18 protein-coding genes are annotated in these 17,974 nt (G+C 62.5%); 9 read left to right on the top strand and 9 right to left on the bottom strand.

Annotated elements, in window-relative coordinates; genetic code table 11:
* Positions 1-110 precede the first annotated feature (110 nt).
* Entirely contained in the window at positions 111-968 is an 858-nt protein-coding gene (tcdA, locus tag ACAX43_RS05880; protein ID WP_370707469.1) for a tRNA cyclic N6-threonylcarbamoyladenosine(37) synthase TcdA, read from the top strand.
* A 52-nt stretch (positions 969-1,020) separates the two neighbouring features.
* On the opposite strand, the gene trxA is transcribed toward tcdA, so the two are convergent.
* Both trxA and ACAX43_RS05870 read right to left on the bottom strand, forming a co-directional pair.
* Positions 1,021-1,869 carry a thioredoxin gene (trxA, locus tag ACAX43_RS05875; protein ID WP_370707468.1) on the bottom strand — a complete coding sequence of 283 codons (849 nt, stop codon included), beginning with the start codon at positions 1,867-1,869 and terminating at the stop codon, positions 1,021-1,023.
* Between the two features lie 74 nt (positions 1,870-1,943).
* The gene (locus ACAX43_RS05870; RefSeq protein WP_370707467.1) at positions 1,944-2,816 is read right to left on the bottom strand and encodes a pirin family protein; all 873 of its coding nucleotides are present in this window, start codon (positions 2,814-2,816) and stop codon (positions 1,944-1,946) included.
* 173 nt (positions 2,817-2,989) lie between these two features.
* On the opposite strand from ACAX43_RS05870, the gene ACAX43_RS05865 reads away from it, so the two are divergent.
* A complete protein-coding gene (locus tag ACAX43_RS05865; protein WP_370707466.1) occupies positions 2,990-3,871 on the top strand; it encodes an EamA family transporter in 882 nt (293 codons plus the stop codon).
* Positions 3,872-3,960: 89 nt separating this feature from the next.
* On the opposite strand, the gene ACAX43_RS05860 is transcribed toward ACAX43_RS05865, so the two are convergent.
* Both ACAX43_RS05860 and tsaE read right to left on the bottom strand, forming a co-directional pair.
* Positions 3,961-5,529, bottom strand: a complete 1,569-nt coding sequence (locus ACAX43_RS05860) for an N-acetylmuramoyl-L-alanine amidase (protein WP_370707465.1) — start codon at positions 5,527-5,529, stop codon at positions 3,961-3,963.
* Positions 5,511-6,125 carry a tRNA (adenosine(37)-N6)-threonylcarbamoyltransferase complex ATPase subunit type 1 TsaE gene (gene tsaE, locus ACAX43_RS05855; protein WP_370707464.1) on the bottom strand — a complete coding sequence of 205 codons (615 nt, stop codon included), beginning with the start codon at positions 6,123-6,125 and terminating at the stop codon, positions 5,511-5,513. The genes ACAX43_RS05860 and tsaE overlap by 19 nt, the downstream gene beginning before the upstream one ends.
* Positions 6,126-6,142: 17 nt before the next feature.
* On the opposite strand from tsaE, the gene queG reads away from it, so the two are divergent.
* From queG to xerD, 3 genes are all read left to right on the top strand, one after another.
* A complete protein-coding gene (queG, locus tag ACAX43_RS05850) occupies positions 6,143-7,384 on the top strand; it encodes a tRNA epoxyqueuosine(34) reductase QueG (protein WP_370707463.1) in 1,242 nt (413 codons plus the stop codon).
* A gap of 109 nt (positions 7,385-7,493) precedes the next feature.
* Complete coding sequence (locus ACAX43_RS05845; protein ID WP_370707462.1) at positions 7,494-7,964, top strand: methylated-DNA--[protein]-cysteine S-methyltransferase; 471 nt, start codon at positions 7,494-7,496, stop codon at positions 7,962-7,964.
* Entirely contained in the window at positions 7,961-8,896 is a 936-nt protein-coding gene (gene xerD, locus ACAX43_RS05840; RefSeq protein WP_370707461.1) for a site-specific tyrosine recombinase XerD, read from the top strand. Before ACAX43_RS05845 ends, xerD begins: the two co-directional genes overlap by 4 nt.
* Before the next feature lie 20 nt (positions 8,897-8,916).
* On the opposite strand, the gene ACAX43_RS05835 is transcribed toward xerD, so the two are convergent.
* Positions 8,917-10,491 (bottom strand): class I adenylate-forming enzyme family protein, encoded by a 1,575-nt coding sequence (locus tag ACAX43_RS05835; protein ID WP_370707460.1) that lies wholly within the window; start codon positions 10,489-10,491, stop codon positions 8,917-8,919.
* Between the two features lie 143 nt (positions 10,492-10,634).
* Here ACAX43_RS05835 and ybaK point away from each other — a divergent pair, with 143 nt between their 5' ends.
* Both ybaK and plsY read left to right on the top strand, forming a co-directional pair.
* Positions 10,635-11,126: a Cys-tRNA(Pro) deacylase gene (gene ybaK / locus ACAX43_RS05830; protein WP_370707459.1), complete on the top strand. Its 492-nt coding sequence runs from the start codon at positions 10,635-10,637 to the stop codon at positions 11,124-11,126.
* 125 nt (positions 11,127-11,251) lie between these two features.
* Positions 11,252-11,896, top strand: coding sequence for a glycerol-3-phosphate 1-O-acyltransferase PlsY (gene plsY, locus ACAX43_RS05825; RefSeq protein ID WP_370707458.1), 645 nt, complete (start codon positions 11,252-11,254; stop codon positions 11,894-11,896).
* Positions 11,897-11,974: 78 nt separating this feature from the next.
* Here plsY and ACAX43_RS05820 read toward each other — a convergent pair whose 3' ends face one another.
* Positions 11,975-12,460 carry a YajQ family cyclic di-GMP-binding protein gene (locus tag ACAX43_RS05820; protein WP_370707457.1) on the bottom strand — a complete coding sequence of 162 codons (486 nt, stop codon included), beginning with the start codon at positions 12,458-12,460 and terminating at the stop codon, positions 11,975-11,977.
* 184 nt (positions 12,461-12,644) lie between these two features.
* Here ACAX43_RS05820 and murB point away from each other — a divergent pair, with 184 nt between their 5' ends.
* Entirely contained in the window at positions 12,645-13,685 is a 1,041-nt protein-coding gene (gene murB, locus ACAX43_RS05815) for a UDP-N-acetylmuramate dehydrogenase (protein ID WP_370707456.1), read from the top strand.
* A gap of 255 nt (positions 13,686-13,940) precedes the next feature.
* Here the strand turns inward: murB and ACAX43_RS05810 are convergent, their stop codons facing one another.
* The gene (locus ACAX43_RS05810) at positions 13,941-15,167 is read right to left on the bottom strand and encodes an argininosuccinate synthase (RefSeq protein ID WP_370707455.1); all 1,227 of its coding nucleotides are present in this window, start codon (positions 15,165-15,167) and stop codon (positions 13,941-13,943) included.
* A 238-nt stretch (positions 15,168-15,405) separates the two neighbouring features.
* Positions 15,406-16,335 carry an ornithine carbamoyltransferase gene (argF, locus tag ACAX43_RS05805; protein ID WP_370707454.1) on the bottom strand — a complete coding sequence of 310 codons (930 nt, stop codon included), beginning with the start codon at positions 16,333-16,335 and terminating at the stop codon, positions 15,406-15,408.
* A 435-nt stretch (positions 16,336-16,770) separates the two neighbouring features.
* Between argF and ACAX43_RS05800 the strand changes: the two genes are divergently transcribed.
* Positions 16,771-17,115, top strand: coding sequence for a DUF3579 domain-containing protein (locus tag ACAX43_RS05800; protein WP_370707453.1), 345 nt, complete (start codon positions 16,771-16,773; stop codon positions 17,113-17,115).
* A 218-nt stretch (positions 17,116-17,333) separates the two neighbouring features.
* Here the strand turns inward: ACAX43_RS05800 and rpsT are convergent, their stop codons facing one another.
* The gene (rpsT, locus tag ACAX43_RS05795) at positions 17,334-17,612 is read right to left on the bottom strand and encodes a 30S ribosomal protein S20 (RefSeq protein ID WP_074282377.1); all 279 of its coding nucleotides are present in this window, start codon (positions 17,610-17,612) and stop codon (positions 17,334-17,336) included.
* Positions 17,613-17,974: the final 362 nt, after the last annotated feature.

Genomic DNA, 17,974 nt, shown 5'->3' with positions numbered 1-17,974 from the left:
TGTGATCTTATACGCGGCCGTCCGGATTAACACGATCAGGCAAAATACGGGCTGCGAACGCCTGAGCGCGACCACTTTCCGTTTTGCAAGCATTTGACGAGCCTGCCACCATGTCCAGCACTACCGCGCATTCCGATCTTACTACCAGCCTCGACGGGAGCGAAACCGCCGACCGCGCGCGGCGCTTCGGCGGCGTTGCCCGCCTGTATGGCGCGCCGGCGCTCGCCGCGTTCGAAGGCGCGCATGTCGCGGTGATCGGTATCGGCGGGGTCGGCTCGTGGGTGGCGGAGGCGTTGGCGCGCAGCGCGCTCGGCACGCTGACCTTGATCGATCTCGACAACGTTGCCGAGAGCAACACTAACCGCCAGATCCACGCGCTGGACGGCAACTACGGAAAACCGAAGGTCGAGGCCATGGCGGAACGCATCGCGGCGATCAATCCGTTCTGCGACGTGCGGCTGATTGAAGACTTCGTCGAACCGGACAATTTCGCGGCGACCCTCGGCGGCGGTTTCGATTACGTGATCGACGCGATCGACAGCGTGCGCACCAAGACCGCGTTGATCGCGTGGTGTGTCGAAATGAAGCAGCCGTTGATTACGGTAGGCGGCGCGGGTGGCCAGCTAGACCCGACGCGCATTCGTATCGACGATCTCGCGTCGACTATCCAGGACCCGTTGCTGTCGAAAGTGCGTGGGCAGTTGCGCAAACAGCACGGTTTTCCGCGTGGCCCGAAGGCGAAGTTCAAGGTGAGCGCGGTGTATTCCGACGAGCCGCTGATCTATCCGGAAGCCGCCGTCTGCGATATCGACGAGGCAGCGGAGCACGTCACGACCTCGCCGGGTCATACGGGGCCGGTCGGTTTGAACTGTGCGGGATTCGGCTCGAGTGTGTGCGTGACCGCGAGCTTCGGTTTTGCCGCGGCCGCGCATGTATTGCGGGCGTTGGCGAAGCAGGCGGCGGCCTGAAGCGTTGGGGCGTTCAGCGCGGCTCGTTCGCCGCATCTGAACACCGCATCGATTAAAACAACGACGCGCTCAACTTACGCCGCCATTGCGACACCAGCTCCGGCTGATGCGCGGCGAGATCGAATACCGACAGCATGGTCTTACGGCCGATATCGTCGCGGAACGTGCGGTCGCGTTGCACAATCGCCAGCAGGTGTTCGAGCGCGCCCTCGTATTTGCGGCGGGCGATCAGCGCACTGGCCAGATCGAAACGCGCTTCGAGATCGTCCGGGTGCGAAGCGACACGGGCTTCCAACGCATCCGTGGGCGGCAGGTCCGCTGCCGCGTCCACTGCGTCGAGCCGCGTTTTGATTGCGTTGAAGCGGGCGTCGATTCCCTGCGTGGTTTTCGGGGATAGCAGGTCCACTTCATTGCGCGCTTCGTCGATGCGACTGTCTTCGAGCTGCATTTCGATGAGGTCCATGCGCGCCTCGTCGAAGCCCGGGTCGTAGGCGAGCGCGGCCTGCAGTGCATCGTAGGCGTCCTCGCGACGGCCTTCGGCCAGCGCGGCTTGCGCTTCGAGTCGTGCCGCGTCCGCGCCTTGCGGCACGAGGCGCTCGATAAACTCGCGCAGCTGACCCTCCGGCAACACGCCGACGAATTGATCGACCGGCCGCCCGTCTGCAAACGCCATGACGTGCGGAATGCTGCGTACCTGGAAGTGCGTGGCCAGTTCCTGATTTTCGTCTACGTTCACCTTCACCAGCTTCCATTTGCCGGCGGCTTCGGCTTCGAGCTTTTCCAGCATCGGGCCGAGCGTCTTGCAGGGGCCGCACCACGGCGCCCAGAAATCGACCAGCACGGGGGCCAGTGTCGACGCCGTGATGACGTCCTGTTCGAAGGTGGCCAGAGTGGTGTCCATTGCGTCCTCGTCGATAAAACGGTTTGTTGGCTAGGTGGGGTCGAAGACCGCGCATTCAATGCGCCTTAGGCTCATTAGCGCACAGGCAAGGGAATCCATTCGGTTTCGCCCGGTACCTTGCCCATCTCCTGATGGGTCCACGCGAGCTTCGCGGCTTCGATCTTCTCGCGCGAACTGGCGACGAAGTTCCACTCGATAAAGCGCTCGCCATCGAGTTTCTCGCCGCCGAGCAGCATCGCGCGCGCGCCGTGCGTGCTGGCAAGCGTAACGGTTTCGTCGAGCGCCAGTACGGCCATCTGGCCCGCTTCGAGGGGCGTTCCGTCAATCTCCAGATCGCCGTCCACCAGATAGACGCCGCGTTCCTCGTGTTCCGGTTCGAGCGCGAACGCGCCACCCGGTGCGAACTGCGCAGCGACATACAGCGTGCCGGAAAAGGTCGTGACCGGCGAGGTTTGGCCGAACGCGGTGCCGGCGATCACGCGCAGCGTGACGCCGTTGCGCTCGACCACCGGCAGCGTGTCGGCCGCGTGATGCGAGAAGGACGGTTCGATATCTTCGTCTTCGAGCGGCAGCGCGACCCAGGTCTGGATGCCGTGCATGGTCAGGCCGCTCGCGCGGTCTTCGGCCGGCGTGCGCTCGGAATGGACGATGCCGCGACCCGCCGTCATCCAGTTGACGTCGCCAGGCACGATCTTCTGCTCGGAGCCGAGGCTGTCGCGATGCATGACCGAGCCTTCGAACAGATACGTGACGGTTGCGAGGCCGATATGCGGATGCGGACGCACGTCGAGACCGACGCCGGGTTCGAGCGTGGCGGGGCCCATGTGGTCGAAGAAGATGAACGGGCCAATCAGCCGCGCCGCCATGGCCGGCAGCACGCGCCGCACGGTGAGACTGCCGACGTCGCGCAGATGGGGTTTGAGGACTGCTTTGATCGAGGAAGACATGGGCAGCTCGGCTGGAATGTGAGTTGGATCTTGCTTACTGGATGATTCTACTGCGGAGGGTGGAATAGCGACGGTTTGCGTGCCGTACTGCTCCGGGATTCCGTCATGCGCGCGATTCCATGCCGTTGCCGGCTCCGCTAAACTGCCGGATCGAACCAACAACGGAGACTGGGATGTCGCCCAGGGACTTATTGCTCGCGCTGGTCGTCGTGGTTGCGTGGGGCGTCAATTTCGTCGTGATCAAGGTGGGCCTGCACGGCGTCCCGCCGATGCTGCTCGGCGCGCTGCGTTTCTCGCTCGCCGCGGTGCCGGCGGTGTTTTTCGTCAAGCGGCCGCAACTGCCGTGGCGCTGGCTGTTCGCGTACGGTGCGACCATTTCGTTTGGCCAGTTCGCTTTCCTGTTCTCGGCGATGTACGTCGGCATGCCGGCGGGGCTCGCTTCGCTGGTGTTGCAGGCGCAGGCATTCTTCACGCTGATCCTGGCAGCGCTGTTTCTGCATGAGCGCTTTCACGTGTCGAACCTTGTCGGTTTGCTGATCGCGGCGGGCGGCCTCGCGGTAATCGGCATGCAAGGCGGTCACGCGATGACGTTCGCCGGTTTCGTCCTCACGCTGTGCGCCGCGTGTTCGTGGGCGCTCGGCAACATCGTCACGAAGAAGGTCGGCCAGATCGATCTGGTCGGGCTGGTCGTGTGGGGCAGCCTGATTCCGCCGTTGCCGTTTCTGGCGCTGTCGTACGCGTTCGAGGGGCCGCAGCGGATCGTCGCGGCGCTGTCCGGCATCAGCGCGACGTCGATTTTTGCCGTCGTGTACCTTGCGTTTGTCGCGACGCTGATCGGCTATGGGCTGTGGAGCCGGCTGTTGTCGCGCTATCCGGCGAACCAGGTTGCGCCGTTCTCGCTGCTGGTGCCGATCGTCGGGCTGGCGTCGGCGTCCTTGTTTCTCGACGAGCAGTTGTCCCCGGCGCAGATCGCGGGCGCCTTGCTGGTGATGGCGGGGCTGGCGGTGAATGTGTTCGGTGGTTGGGTCGTGCAGCGGCTTTCACCGGCGCGGTGAGCGCCTCTCCAACGTGTAGCATAAAAAAATGGCCGCATTGAGCAGCCATTTTTTATCGCCAGCGTGAAGCCGCGTGACGCAACGTGGCTTCACGTCATGCGGTTCTTTGCCAACGGCGGATTCGCCGCGAAATAGCGCTTGATGCCGGTCATGATTGCATCGGCCATCTTCTCCCGATACGCGTCGTCGTTCAACTGGCGCTCCTCATCCGGATTACTGATGAAGGCGGTTTCCACGAGGATCGACGGAATATCCGGCGCCTTCAGAACAGCAAACCCCGCCTGTTCGACCGCGCCTTTGTGCAGCTTGTTGATACCGCCGATTTCCTTCAGCACGAAGTTGCCGTAACGCATTGAATCGCGGATCTGCGCGGTGGTCGACATGTCGAACAGCGCACGGTTGACGGTGGCGTCGGCGGACTTGATGTTGATCCCGCCGATCTGATCCGACGCGTTCTCCTTGTTCGCCATCCAGCGTGCCGCTGCGCTCGACGCGCCATGCTCGGACAAGGCGAACACCGACGAGCCCTTCGCCTCGGGCGTGGTGAACGCGTCCGCGTGGATCGAGACGAACAGGTCCGCGCCCACGCGCCGCGCCTTCTGCACGCGCACGTTCAGCGGCACGAAGAAGTCGGCGTCGCGCGTCATCATGGCGCGCATGTTCGCCTGTCCGTCGATTTTCGCGCGCAGTTTCTTCGCGATGTCGAGCGCGACGTGCTTCTCGTAGGTGCCCGCGCCGCCGATCGCGCCCGGGTCTTCGCCGCCGTGACCCGGATCGATCGCGACGGTCAGAAGACGCACCGTATTGCTCTTGCCGGACTTCGGGTTGGTAAATGCGTAGCTATCCTCGCCATCGCCGCCGCTTTCGCCGAGGTTGCCGCCGCTGGTGCCACTCTTGTTGCGGGCGATGGCGGTGGGCGGTGCAACGGGTGCTGCCGGTTTGCCCAGGATGGGCGGAGCCGGCGTCGGCACGCTATGCACCGGCGGACGTGGCACGCTGGGCGCCGGCCCGTTGCTGCCGTTTTGCGCGTAACGCTCGAAGAAGGTTTCGCTGTTATCGGCGATGGGCGGCGTGGTGCCGGGACCGCTCAAGGTCACGGGCGGCGCATTGCTTTCGTTCAGGCGCTGTTCCTTGCGCTCGGTCTGCGCGAGCAGATCCATCAGCGGATCGGGCGCGACGGCGGGATAAAGGTCGAACACCAGCCGGTACTTGTATGCGCCAACCGGCGGCAGCGTGAACACCTGCGGCTTCACCGAGCCCTTCAGGTCGAACACCATACGCACCACGTGCGGTTGATATTGCCCGACGCGCACCGACTGAATCTGCGGATCGTTCGGCGTGATCTTCGACACGAGGTCCTTGAGCGCCTGATCCAGATCGAGCCCGCTCAGATCGACCACCAGCCGGTCCGGGCCCTGCAGCAACTGCTGCGCGTTCTGCAAAGGCTGATCCGATTCGATCGTCACGCGCGTGTAGTCGCGCGCCGGCCAGACCCGCACGCCGAGCACGGAACTGGCCCACGCGAGACGCGGAGCGACAAGGCCGAGCATCAAAGTCGACGCGCCTGCGCGCAGAATCTGCCGGCGCCGCCAGTTATGCGTTGCAGTAGCCGCCGATTCGATCGAGTGGAACGGTTTGATCAACATCTTTCGAGACATGCCTTTCCTGATTCGCTGTATGCCCGTGCGACGAGTACGCGGCCGTCACCATCGTTCCTGCTATCCAGGTCGAGCGAGAAGACGAGATCCGGCACGCCTAGCAGGCGTCCCGCGCGTTGCGGCCATTCGACGAGGCAGATGGCGCCGCTGTCGAAGTACTCGCGAAAGCCCGCGTCGGCCCATTCGGCCGGATCGGTGAATCTGTACAGATCGAAATGATAGAGCGCGAGTTCCCCAACGGGCCGCTCGAGCACGTAGGGTTCGACGAGCGTGTAGGTGGGACTGCGCACGCGTCCGGTGTGGCCGAGGCCACGCAAGGTCGCGCGCACGAGCGTGGTTTTGCCGGCGCCGAGCTCGCCGACGAGTTGTACTTGCAGTCCGTGGAATGCGGTGTCGCCCGAAGCGCCCGGCGCGCGTTGTTGCGCTTCCTGCTGCGTTGTTTGGGGCGGGTTCTGGTGCTCCCCGCACACGCTTTCAATCGCCTGTGCGAAGCGCTCGCCGAACGCCTGGGTGGCGGCCTCGTCCGCGAGCGCGAAGAAGCGTTCGAGGAGGACATTCGCGGGCGGTTGGATCGCGTGATCGGGATTGACGGGCATTCTCGTAAAATGGCGTGATGAACCGAAGTCCGAAGTCCCCCGTTTCCAGCACGCCCGCGTCTAACGACGATGCGCGCGCCGAGCGTCATTTCGATGAAGCGGCGCTGGAAGCGCTCGCGCTGAACATCAAAACGTGGGGCCGCGAATTGGGTTTCGGGGCGATCGGTATTAGCGACACCGATCTCTCCGCTGCCGAAGCGCCACTTGCAGCATGGCTGGATGCGGGTTGCCACGGCGAGATGGATTATATGGCGAAACACGGCATGAAACGCGCGCGGCCGGCCGAGCTTGTGGCCGGCACGCGACGTGTGATTACCGCGCGCATCGCCTATTTGCCCACTGAAACATTGAACGGAAAGGCACACGAAAGCGCTTTGCAGGACACCCCCCTCGTGCCGCAAGACTGGCGCGCAGCCGAGCATGCGCGGCTTGCGGACCCCTCGGCGGCGGTGGTCTCGATCTATGCGCGAGGCCGTGATTATCACAAGGTGATGCGTAACCGTTTGCAACATCTGGCCGAAAAAATCGAAGCGGAGATCGGGGCGTTCGGTTACCGCGTATTTACCGATTCTGCTCCGGTGCTAGAGGTAGAACTTGCCCAGAAGGCCGGCATCGGCTGGCGCGGCAAGCACACGCTGTTGCTGCAGCGCGATGCGGGTTCGCTTTTTTTCCTCGGCGAAATCTACGTTGACGTGCCGTTGCCCACCGACGCCGACACTTCACCCGACGACGCGCCCGAAACGCCGGGTTCGCATTGCGGCAGTTGTACGCGCTGCATCGGCGCATGTCCCACGGGCGCGATCGTGGCGCCTTACAAGGTCGATGCGCGCCTCTGTATTTCGTATCTGACGATCGAATTGAAGGGCAGTATTCCCCTGGAAATGCGGCCGCTGATCGGTAATCGTGTGTATGGGTGCGACGATTGTCAGCTTGTATGTCCCTGGAACAAGTTCGCGCAGGCCGCGCCGGTCGCCGATTTCGATGTGCGGCACGGGCTCGATCGCGCGACGCTGGTCGAGTTGTTCGCGTGGAGCGCGGACGAGTTCGATACGCGCATGCAGGGCAGTGCGATTCGCCGCATCGGCTATGAAAGCTGGCTGCGCAATCTGGCGGTGGGGATGGGCAATGCGCTGCGTGCTTCTCCTCAAAGCTTGACTGGAGCGTCGCGTGAGGCGATCGTTCACGCGCTGAAGCTGCGTGCCGCCGACCCTTCCGCCGTGGTGCGCGAGCATGTGGAATGGGCGTTGGAAGCGGCGTAAAGTAGCGGCATTCCGGTGGGGCCGTTTTCCTGGGTAGCGCGCCTGAAACCTCATGTAGGTACGCTATTTGGAGGCTTGGAACGCCGCGCCAGTCACGGAGCAAACAACCATGTTCAACGCAGTGATCGATGCACCGTTCGGTAAGGTCGGCATCCGCCTCGAAGGCGATGCCGTGCGCGAGATCGTCTATCTGCCGGAGTCGATGCAGAACGTCGCGCCGGACACGCCTCTCGCGAAGCAGGCGGCCGAGCAGATCGAGCGTTATTTCGAGCGTGCATCCGCGAAGTTCGAATTGCCGCTGGCAGCGGTCGGCACCGCGTTTCAGAAGCGCGTCTGGCAAGCGATCAGCGACATCCCGCCGGGCGTCGTGCTGACCTATGGGCAACTGGCGAGGCAACTCGGCAGCGCACCGCGCGCAGTCGGTCAGGCGTGCGGCTCCAATTATTTTCCGATTGTGATTCCGTGCCATCGGGTGGTCAGTTCGAGCGGCATCGGCGGATTCGCGCATCATGCCGGAGATGGCTTCTTTCGCAACGTCAAGCGCTGGCTGCTGGCGCATGAAGGCATTCCCTACGCATGAGCGATACCCTGGCTGAAGATGCGAGCGTCGCGTCACCTCTGTTTGTGGCGAGCTCGGCCTCGATCGATGCTTTCTGCGACGCACTGTGGCTCGAGCACGGCTTGTCGCGCAACACGCTCGATGCCTACCGGCGCGATCTGCGCCTGTTCTGCGAATGGCTCGCGCACACCCGCGACACGTCGCTCGACACCGCCAGCGAGGCCGATCTCAACGCCTATAGCGCCGCGCGTCAGAAAGACAAATCCACCTCGGCGAACCGGCGGCTCTCGGTGTTTCGCCGCTACTACGGGTGGGCGGTGCGGGAGCATCGCGCGAAGGTCGATCCAACGGTGCGGATTCGTTCGGCCAAGCAACCGCCGCGTTTTCCGTCGACATTGACCGAAGCGCAAGTCGAGGCGCTGCTCGGTGCGCCCGATATCGCGACGCCCTTGGGCCTGCGCGACCGCACGATGCTAGAGCTGATGTACGCGAGCGGCTTGCGCGTCACGGAACTCGTCACGCTGAAGACGGTGGAAGTGAGCCTGAACGATGGCGTGGTGCGCGTGATGGGCAAAGGCTCGAAAGAGCGCCTGATTCCGTTCGGCGAAGAGGCGCATGGCTGGATCGAACGCTACCTGCGCGAAGCGCGTCCAGCGTTGCTCGGTGCGCGCGCGACGGACGCGCTGTTCGTCACGAGCCGAGCAGAGGGCATGACGCGCCAGCAGTTCTGGAACATCATCAAGCGTCACGCGGCAACGGCCGATGTGCACGCGCCGCTCTCACCGCATACGCTGCGGCACGCGTTTGCGACACACCTGCTGAACCACGGCGCCGATTTGCGCGTCGTGCAATTGCTGCTGGGTCATACGGATATCTCGACTACGCAGATTTACACGCACGTGGCTCGTGAACGGTTGAAGTCGCTGCATGCGCAGCATCATCCAAGGGGATGATGTGCGCCCCGGCTGTAGCTTCAAACGAACTCGCGCAGCCGGTGCTTGAGAATCTTGCCGGTGGATGCAGCCGGCAGCGCGGCGAGCACCTTCACTTCGGCAGGACGCTTATACGGCGCGAGACGCTCGCCGCACCACGCGATCAATTCAGCGGACGTCACCTTCGCGCCCGCAACCAATTCGACAAACGCGACCACTTCCTCGTTACCCTCGACTGCGCGCCCGATCACGGCCGACTGCACCACCTGCGGATGCGCGTTCAGCACATGCTCGACTTCCGCCGGGTAGACGTTGAAGCCCGAACGGATGATCAACTCCTTGCTGCGCCCGACGATATGCAACGCGCCGTCCGCGTCCTGTCGTGCGAGGTCGCCGGTCTTGAGCCAGCCATCTTCGGTGACCGCGGTGCGGGTCTGCTCCGGGCTGCGATAGTAGCCGAGCATTACGTTCGGGCCACGCACCCATAGCTCGCCGATCTCACCCGGCGCGGCGTCCATGCCGTCGAGTCCGACGAAACGCACGTCGACACCGGGGATGACCTCGCCCACCGAGCAATCGCTGCGCGGTGCATCGAGCATCGTGTGCGAGACGGTCGGACTGCTCTCGGTCATACCGTAGCCGTTGTGCAACGGGAGTCCGTAGACGCCTTCGACATGCGCCTTCAACGCGGCGTCGAGCGGCGAGCCGCCCGAATAGGCAAAGCGCAGATGCGGCGCCGACCACGCGTGGCCGTGCGTCTGCAGATGTTCGAGCAGTTTGGCGTGCATGGCCGGGACGCCCTGGAAAATCGACACGCGCTCTTCAGCGAGCGCGCGGCGCACGGCTTCCGGCGCGAAGCGCGGCACGAGGCGCAAGGTTGCGCCGGCGTGCAGGCTGCCGAGGCAAACCGACGCGAAGCCGTACACGTGCGAGATCGGCAGGACGGCGTACACGACATCGTCAGGGCCGACTTTGCGTAAGCGACTCGAAACAGCCGCGATGAACAGCAAGTTGCGGTGAGACAGCATCACGCCTTTCGGCGCGCCCGTGGTACCGGTGGTGTAGATGAGTGCGGCGCATTGACGATCGTTAGCGGGTTCCACCGGTTCGGCTTTCGCGTGGGCGTCGATCGTGTACGACCACGTGCCGATATCCGGCGTGATGGCAGGCACTGTGAAGGCTTGATGGCGCTCAGCGTGTTGCCGCGCGTCTGCGGAGCTTTCGACCGCATACGCGACCATGCGAGGCTGCGCATGCACGCGGATCGCGTCGAGTTCGGCAGCGGACAGGCGCGCGTTCGACACCAGTGCCCACGCGTCGAGTTTCGCGGTGGCGAACAGCAGCACGATCTGCGCAATGCTGTTCTCCGCGACGATCATCACGCGATCGCCGCCACGCACGCCCCAGTCGCGCAGCAGCGCGGCGGTGGCATCGACGGCTTCCAGAAGTTGCGCATTGGTGAAGCGGCGCGCATCCTCGATCAATGCAACGTGCTGTGGATCGCGGGCGGCTGCAAGCGCGGGAATTTCGGCGATGCGCGCGGGCAACGCGGCCAGCAACGCGGGGATGTCGAGGGTGGAACGGGTGGATGAAGCGAGGCTCACGCTGTCTCCCATGCAAGATGTTTGCTAAATGTGGTTTGGTGCCCGGCATGCTGTGCGCCAGAAGATTTTCGAACGATCGTGCCACAATCGACAGACCCGCACAATTGGCCGTTCGGCAAATAGCCGTCGTGCAAAGTCGCCATTACAATGCGCCGATGAGCAAATTCAGACACGTCTCCGAAACCCCGGCAACGCAGTTTCTGCGCCGTCACGGCGTCACGTTCGGCGAACATCCTTACGAATACGTCGAGCACGGCGGCACCGCGGAGTCGGCGCGCCAGCTCGGTGTGGACGAACATCATGTCGTCAAGACGTTGGTGATGGAAGACGAGCATGCCAAGCCGCTGATCGTACTGATGCACGGCGACCGCACCGTCAGCACCAAGAATCTCGCGCGGCAGATCGGCGCGAAACGCGTCGAGCCGTGCAAGCCCGAGGTGGCGAACCGGCATTCGGGCTATCTGATCGGTGGCACGTCGCCATTCGGTACGCGCAAGCAGATGCCGGTGTACGTCGAGTCGAGCATTCTCGAGATGGACACGATCTGGCTGAACGGCGGGCGGCGCGGCTTTCTGGTCAGCATCGAGTCCAAGATATTGACCGATCTGCTGGCGGCGAAGCCGGTTCAATGCGCGAGCGTCGATTGACGTTTGCCTGAATGTTTTCCGGGCGAGCGGGTTCGGTAGAATGTGCGCCGCTTCGTTCCCAGTTTCGTTCCCTGTTGCGGTTGGGGTATCGAGTTTCAGACCGCCGATCCTTATAAGAGTCCCAGATGCAAAACCTGATCGTTGCTGTCGTTGCCTACCTGATCGGCTCGGTGTCGTTTGCCGTGATCGTGAGCGCCGCGATGGGGCTGGACGACCCGCGCTCGTACGGCTCGGGCAACCCGGGCGCCACCAACGTGCTGCGCAGCGGCAGCAAGAAGGCCGCGATTCTCACGCTGATCGGCGACGCGTTCAAGGGATGGCTGCCGGTGTGGTTCGTCGTGCACTTCGGCGCGCGTTACGGACTCGACGACACGTCGGTTGCGATTGCGTGCGTCGCGGTGTTTCTCGGCCACCTGTTTCCAATTTTCTTCCGCTTCAAGGGCGGTAAGGGTGTGGCGACCGCAGCGGGCGTGCTGCTCGCGATCAATCCGATCCTCGGTGTCGCGACTTTGCTGACGTGGCTGATCGTGGCGTTCTTCACGCGTTATTCGTCGCTGGCGGCTTTGGCCGCGGCGGTGTTCGCGCCGATCTTCGACGGCTTTCTGTTCGGGCCGCACATCATCGCGCTGGCGATCGTGGTGATGAGTTCGCTGCTGGTGTGGCGCCACCGCGGCAACATCGCCAAGCTGATGCGCGGCCAGGAAAGCCGCATCGGCGACAAGAAGAAGGCCGACGCGGCAACCAGCCCGGCGAGCGGCAACGAACCTTGAACGGGAGAGAAGGGCGCGCTGGCCGTCGCTTGAGCCAGCGTGTGTCGGTGCGGTCCCGGCGTCCAGCGCGATACGTGCTTAATCGCGGAAGTTGTTGAAGTCGAGCGGGGTATCGGTCACATCTTTGCGCAGCATCGCGATCACGCTTTGCAGATCGTCACGCTTGCCGCCCGTGATGCGCACCGCGTCGCCCTGAATGCTCGCCTGGACCTTGATCTTGCTGTCCTTCACGAGGCGCACGATTTTCTTGGAAAGATCGCCGGACACGCCCTTCTTGATCGTGATGACCTGCTTGACCTTGTCGCCGCCGATCTTCTCGATCTTTCCATAGTCGAGGAAGCGCCCGTCCACGTTGCGCTTAGCCATTTTCGACAGCATGACGTCTTTCACCTGGCCGAGTTTGAAGTCGTCGTCGGCATAGGCGGTGATTTCGTTTTCCTTGTGCTCGAGGCGCGCGTCCGACCCTTTGAAGTCGAAGCGCGTTGAAATTTCCTTGTTGGACTGCTCGATCGCGTTCTTGACTTCGATCATGTTTGCTTCGCAGACGACGTCGAACGATGGCATTGTTTTCTCCCAATAGTGCTGCGGTGCGTGGCGCGGCCGGTCGGCTGCTCACGGGGCACTCGCTATAATCACGGACCGGACGTCATTTTACCGACGCCACTCCCTTTTGCCCAAGGCCGTCGCACATTGTCGCGCGGCGGGGGCCCGTTGTTGTTTGATTCGTCGTTTCATTATTCTCATTCTGATGTCTCAATCCGATTCTGCTGCCTTTCTTGCCGGCTATCCGCTGAAGGCGCATAACACCTTCGGCTTTGATGTCCGCGCGCAGTTTGCGTGCCGGATCGAGCGCGAAGCGCAACTGATGGCGGCCGTGCGCGATCCGCGTGTTGCCGGCCTGCCGCGGCTGGTGCTGGGCGGCGGCAGCAACGTCGTGTTGACGGGCGACTTCGCCGGATTGGTCCTGCTGGTGGAGATGCAAGGCCGCCGCATCGTGCGCGAGGACGACCACGCGTGGTACGTCGAGGCGGCGGCAGGCGAGCCGTGGCATGAGTTTGTGGCATGGACTTTGTCGCAAGGGCTGTCTGGATTGGAGAACCTCGCGCTGATTCCGGGTACGGTAGGAGCGGCGCCGATTCAGAATATCGGCGCTTACGGCCTGGAAATGTGCGAGCGCTTTGCGTCGCTGCGGGCGGTGGAGCTGGAAACGGGCGCCGTAGTCGAACTCGATGCTGACGCTTGCCGATTCGGCTATCGCGACAGTTTTTTCAAGCGCGAAGGGCGCGACCGTTTCGTGATCACATCGGTCACTTTCCGTTTGCCGAAGGTTTGGCAGCCTCGCGCCGGGTATGCGGATCTTGCGCGTGAGCTGGCCGCGGGCGGCCATGACGGCACGCAGCCGGCTGCGCAGGCGATCTTCAATGCGGTGGTCGCGGTGCGGCGTGCAAAACTGCCTGATCCGCTAGTGCTCGGCAATGCGGGAAGTTTCTTCAAGAATCCGGTGGTCGAAGCGGTGGAGTTCGAGGCGCTAAAGGTACGGGAGCCGGAGGTCGTGTCCTACCTTCAGCCGGACGGCCGGGTGAAGCTTGCCGCAGGCTGGCTGATCGATCGATGCGGGTGGAAAGGCCGGGCGATGGGCGCCGCGGCGGTTCATGAGCGGCAGGCCTTGGTATTGGTCAATCGCGGTGGGGCGAGCGGGGCGGAGGTGTTGGCGCTCGCGAATGCGATTCAGCAGGATGTGCTGGCGCGGTTTGGCGTGAAGTTGGAAGCGGAGCCGGTTTGTTTGTGACGCAGCAGGCACCGGTGCCGGTCAATGGCGGCCGACCGGGCGGCGCAGAGGGGTTTGGCGCTCGCAAAAGCAATTTGGAGTTGAAGGCGGGGCTGGCTTTTCGTGGCAGGGGGAGCGGGATGCCGCAATTGAAAAAGGCGCCGGGAGTTTCCTCCCGGCGCCTTTTTTCGCATCCGCGCTTCGGCTCCGGCCGCGCCTCGCGGCGCTTAACTTCGCTCACGCGAAGTTAAGCCTTCACTGGGACGCCTCCAATGCTTAGTTACGCTGACGGCGTGCGTTTTCCGCAATCCGCATGCGCAGTGCGTTCAGCTTGATGAACCCGCCGGCGTCGGCCTGATTGTACGCACCGCCGTCGTCGTCGAACGTGGCGATGGTTTTGTCGAACAGCGTTTCCTTCGAATCGCGCGCGACAACCGACACGCTGCCCTTGTACAGCTTCACACGCACCCAGCCGTTGACCTTCTCTTGCGTATGGTCGATCAGCACCTGAATTGCGCGGCGCTCCGGGCTCCACCAGTAGCCGTTATAAATCAGCGAAGCGTACCGTGCCATCAGGTCGTCTTTCAGGTGCGCCACTTCGCGGTCGAGCGTAATCGACTCGATGCCGCGGTGCGCCTTCAGCATGATCGTGCCGCCCGGCGTTTCATAACAGCCGCGCGACTTCATGCCGACGTAGCGGTTTTCCACCAGATCCAGACGGCCGATGCCGTGCTTGCCGCCCAAACGGTTCAGCTCCGTCAGCATTTCCGCCGCCGACAGACGCTTGCCGTCGATCGCGACCGGATCGCCGTGTTCGTATTCGATGTCGATGTATTCAGCCTGGTCGGGCGCCTGTTCCGGCGACACCGTCCAACGCCACATATCGGCTTCGGCTTCGGCCTTGGGATCTTCCAGGTGACGGCCTTCGAATGAAATGTGCAGCAGGTTCGCGTCCATCGAATACGGCGCGCCACCTTGCTTGTGCTTCATTTCGATCGGAATGCCGGCCTTTTCGGCGTACGCGAGCAGCTTTTCGCGCGACAGCAGATCCCATTCACGCCACGGTGCGATCACCTTGATGCCCGGTTCCAGCGCGTAGTAACCAAGTTCGAAGCGAACCTGGTCGTTGCCCTTGCCGGTGGCGCCGTGCGACACCGCTTGCGCGCCGGTTGCGCGGGCGATTTCGATCTGACGCTTGGCGATCAGCGGACGTGCGATCGACGTGCCCAGCAGGTACTCGCCTTCATAGATCGTGTTGGCGCGGAACATCGGGAACACGTAGTCGCGCACGAATTCCTCGCGCAGGTCTTCAATGAAGATGTTGTCCTGTTTGATGCCGAGTTGCAGGGCCTTCTTGCGGGCCGGTTCCAGTTCTTCGCCCTGGCCGATGTCGGCCGTAAACGTGACGACTTCGGCGTCGTAGTTGTCCTGCAACCACTTCAGGATGACGGAGGTGTCGAGGCCGCCCGAATAGGCGAGCACGACTTTCTTGATATCGCTCATGGTGAACTCGTAGCTGGAAAAAGCTGGAAAACAAGGCGAACCGGCGGTTCCGGAGCGCGGAAAACCACTATTTTGACACTAAACCGCAGGGTGCCCGCGTTTTTGGGGCAGTGCGGTGACATAGCCGGGTCCGCGTGCAACTGTGGACGCCGGCCCGACGCGTGGCACTGACGGGGTTGCCTTGCCTCGTATTCAAGGCCCCCGTCGCGCTTCACGCAGGTGCTGCGCAGTGGCTCGCTTAGTGATTCAGCTTGCCAAGCAGCAGATATTCCATCAACGCTTTTTGCACGTGCAGGCGGTTTTCGGCTTCGTCCCACACGACGCTTTGCGGGCCGTCGATCACTTCCGCGCTGACTTCCTCGCCGCGGTGGGCCGGCAGGCAGTGCATGAAGAGTGCATCCGGATTGGCGCGCGCCATCATTTCGGCGTCTACGCACCAATCTGCAAAGGCTTTCTTGCGTGCTTCGTTTTCGGCTTCGAATCCCATGCTGGTCCACACGTCCGTAGTGACCAGGTCGGCGCCGGCGCAAGCTTCGTTCGGATCGTCGAATTCCTCGTAGAACGGTGCGCTTTCGGCGGCGACCATCGCGCGGTCGAGCTTGTAGCCCGGCGGCGTGGACAGGCGCAGCCTGAAGCCGAGAATCTGGGCCGCTTCGATCCACGTGTACAGCATGTTGTTGGCGTCGCCCACCCACGCAACCGTCTTGTCGCGAATCGGCCCGCGGTGCTCGAAGTAAGTGAAGATGTCTGCCAGCACCTGGCAAGGGTGATATTCGTTGGTCAGCCCGTTGATCACCGGCACGCGCGAATTCTCGGAAAAGCGCTGCAGGATGTCCTGGCCGAACGTGCGGATCATGATGATGTCGACCATGCGCGAGATCACTTGCGCTGCGTCTTCGATCGGTTCGCCGCGGCCGAGCTGCGTGTCGCGCGTGCTCATGAAGACGGCGTGGCCGCCCAGTTGGAAGATGCCGGCTTCGAACGACAGGCGCGTGCGAGTCGAGTTTTTCTCGAAGATCATCGCGAGCGTGCGGTCGTGCAGCGGGTGGTAAGTCTCGTAGTTCTTGAATTTGCGTTTCAGAATGCGCGCGCGTTCCAGCACGTACTCGTAGTCTTCCAGCGAGAAATCCTTGAACTGCAGGTAATGGCGAATTTTCTTGGCGGTCATGAAACAAATACGGCGGTCTCACCCGGCAGGATTGCCGGACGGCGCCGCCGTCGTTTGTGGTAACTCAATGCAGCATAAAGGATTTCGCTCCGTTTGACGAGTCGGCCAAAAGGCCGGGCGAGCTGCCTGAAAGCCTCGCGCAACCATCAGACAAAGCTTGTGTGCGCTGCGGAAAAAGGTCCGCTGCGCTATAATCTGGCGGTTATCCCAAAGCCCAGCAGGCCGGTATTCCGCTTACGGGACACGGCTCGCGCGACGCGGAAAGTTTTTTCGCCGTGCGCCGTCATGATGAACGTTGAGGCGGTTCAACCAGCCTTCGCGGCGTATGGTGGCGTAGCGCTCCGTAGCGGCATTTGCTTGCGTCTGCGGCGTGTTCAGGCATCCTCAAAGCCGCTTTGCCGTCATCCCGCTGGGCAGTCACACAGGTATTCCTACATGGCCGAAGCAGTTCCAACCGAATATTTCATTCAGGGCATTACGTCGACGGGAAGAAAGTTTCGGCCGAGCGACTGGTCGGAGCGGCTCGCAGGCGTGATGTCATGCTTCGGCCCCAGCCCGGGCGGCAGGGGGCGGAACGCTTACCTGCAATACTCGCTGTACGTCCGGCCAACCATGCTTGGCGACCTCAAATGCGTGATTCTCGATTCGCGCTTGCGCGACATCGAACCGATGGCCTTCGATTTCGTCCTGAACTTTGCGAAAGACAATGACCTCGTCGTCACCGAGGCGTGTGAGTTGCCACCTGAACACGGCACGCAGCAGGGTAAGAACACGCTTTAAGGCGCAAGCAGGATCAGCAAAACAAAACCCGCCGGCAGCGGGTTTTTTTATGCCTGAAAGAAGCGTTGGCTTCAGCGGAGGCTTCAACATAGCCGCCAGCTGACACGCGCGCGGACCGAGATCAGGCTTAACAAGCCCCAAGCAAAAAAGCTCGCCGAAGCGAGCCATTCTGATGCAGCGGAAACAGGAGGTAGCCCACCGAAGCGGGCTGACCGGATTTACTGCGCTGCGGGCGCTTGCAGACCCTTGAGGGCTGCAGCGAGACGGCTCTTGTTGCGAGCTGCCTTGTTCTTGTGAACGATTTTCTTGTCGGCGATGATGTCGATGGTCTTCGACGACGCTTGGAAGATCTCGACGGCCTTAGCCTTGTCGCCGGCTTCGATTGCCTTGCGAACAGCCTTGATAGCCGTGCGGAACTTCGAGCGCAGTGCCGAGTTGTGCGAGTTTGCCTTGGCGGCCTGGCGGGCGCGCTTGCGTGCTTGTGCGGTGTTAGCCATGACGGTTCCTTATCCTGTTCCTGTTTCCAGTACCTGACCTTCAAGCGGTAGGTGCTGCTTTTAGATCGAACTCTTGGAAGCGATTGCCCAAGAGCGCAAAAGTGTCGAAATAATCGATCGAACTACGCGAAGGCTGGCCCGTGTTCCGGAGTTTTTCGAGTTTGGTGGGCGCCTCAATACGGCTTGCGTGCCGTTTGAGTATCGCGTGCCGAACCCCGTCCGAAAATTGAGCGAGCTTCGAAACCGGCGATTATAGCAACAAAATCAGGCACGTGGCAACGGGGGATTCGCCAATCCTGATGTGCAGCGCTGCCGCGCACGCTTCTGGATTCTGTAAGCCGCCACGGGCTCCGGGTTTGCCG

The organism is Paraburkholderia sp. IW21, from assembly GCF_041321145.1.
Taxonomy (GTDB): Bacteria; Pseudomonadota; Gammaproteobacteria; order Burkholderiales; family Burkholderiaceae; genus Paraburkholderia.
Note: the sequence above shows the minus strand (reverse complement) of the source record. Positions and strands in the feature narration are given on the sequence as shown.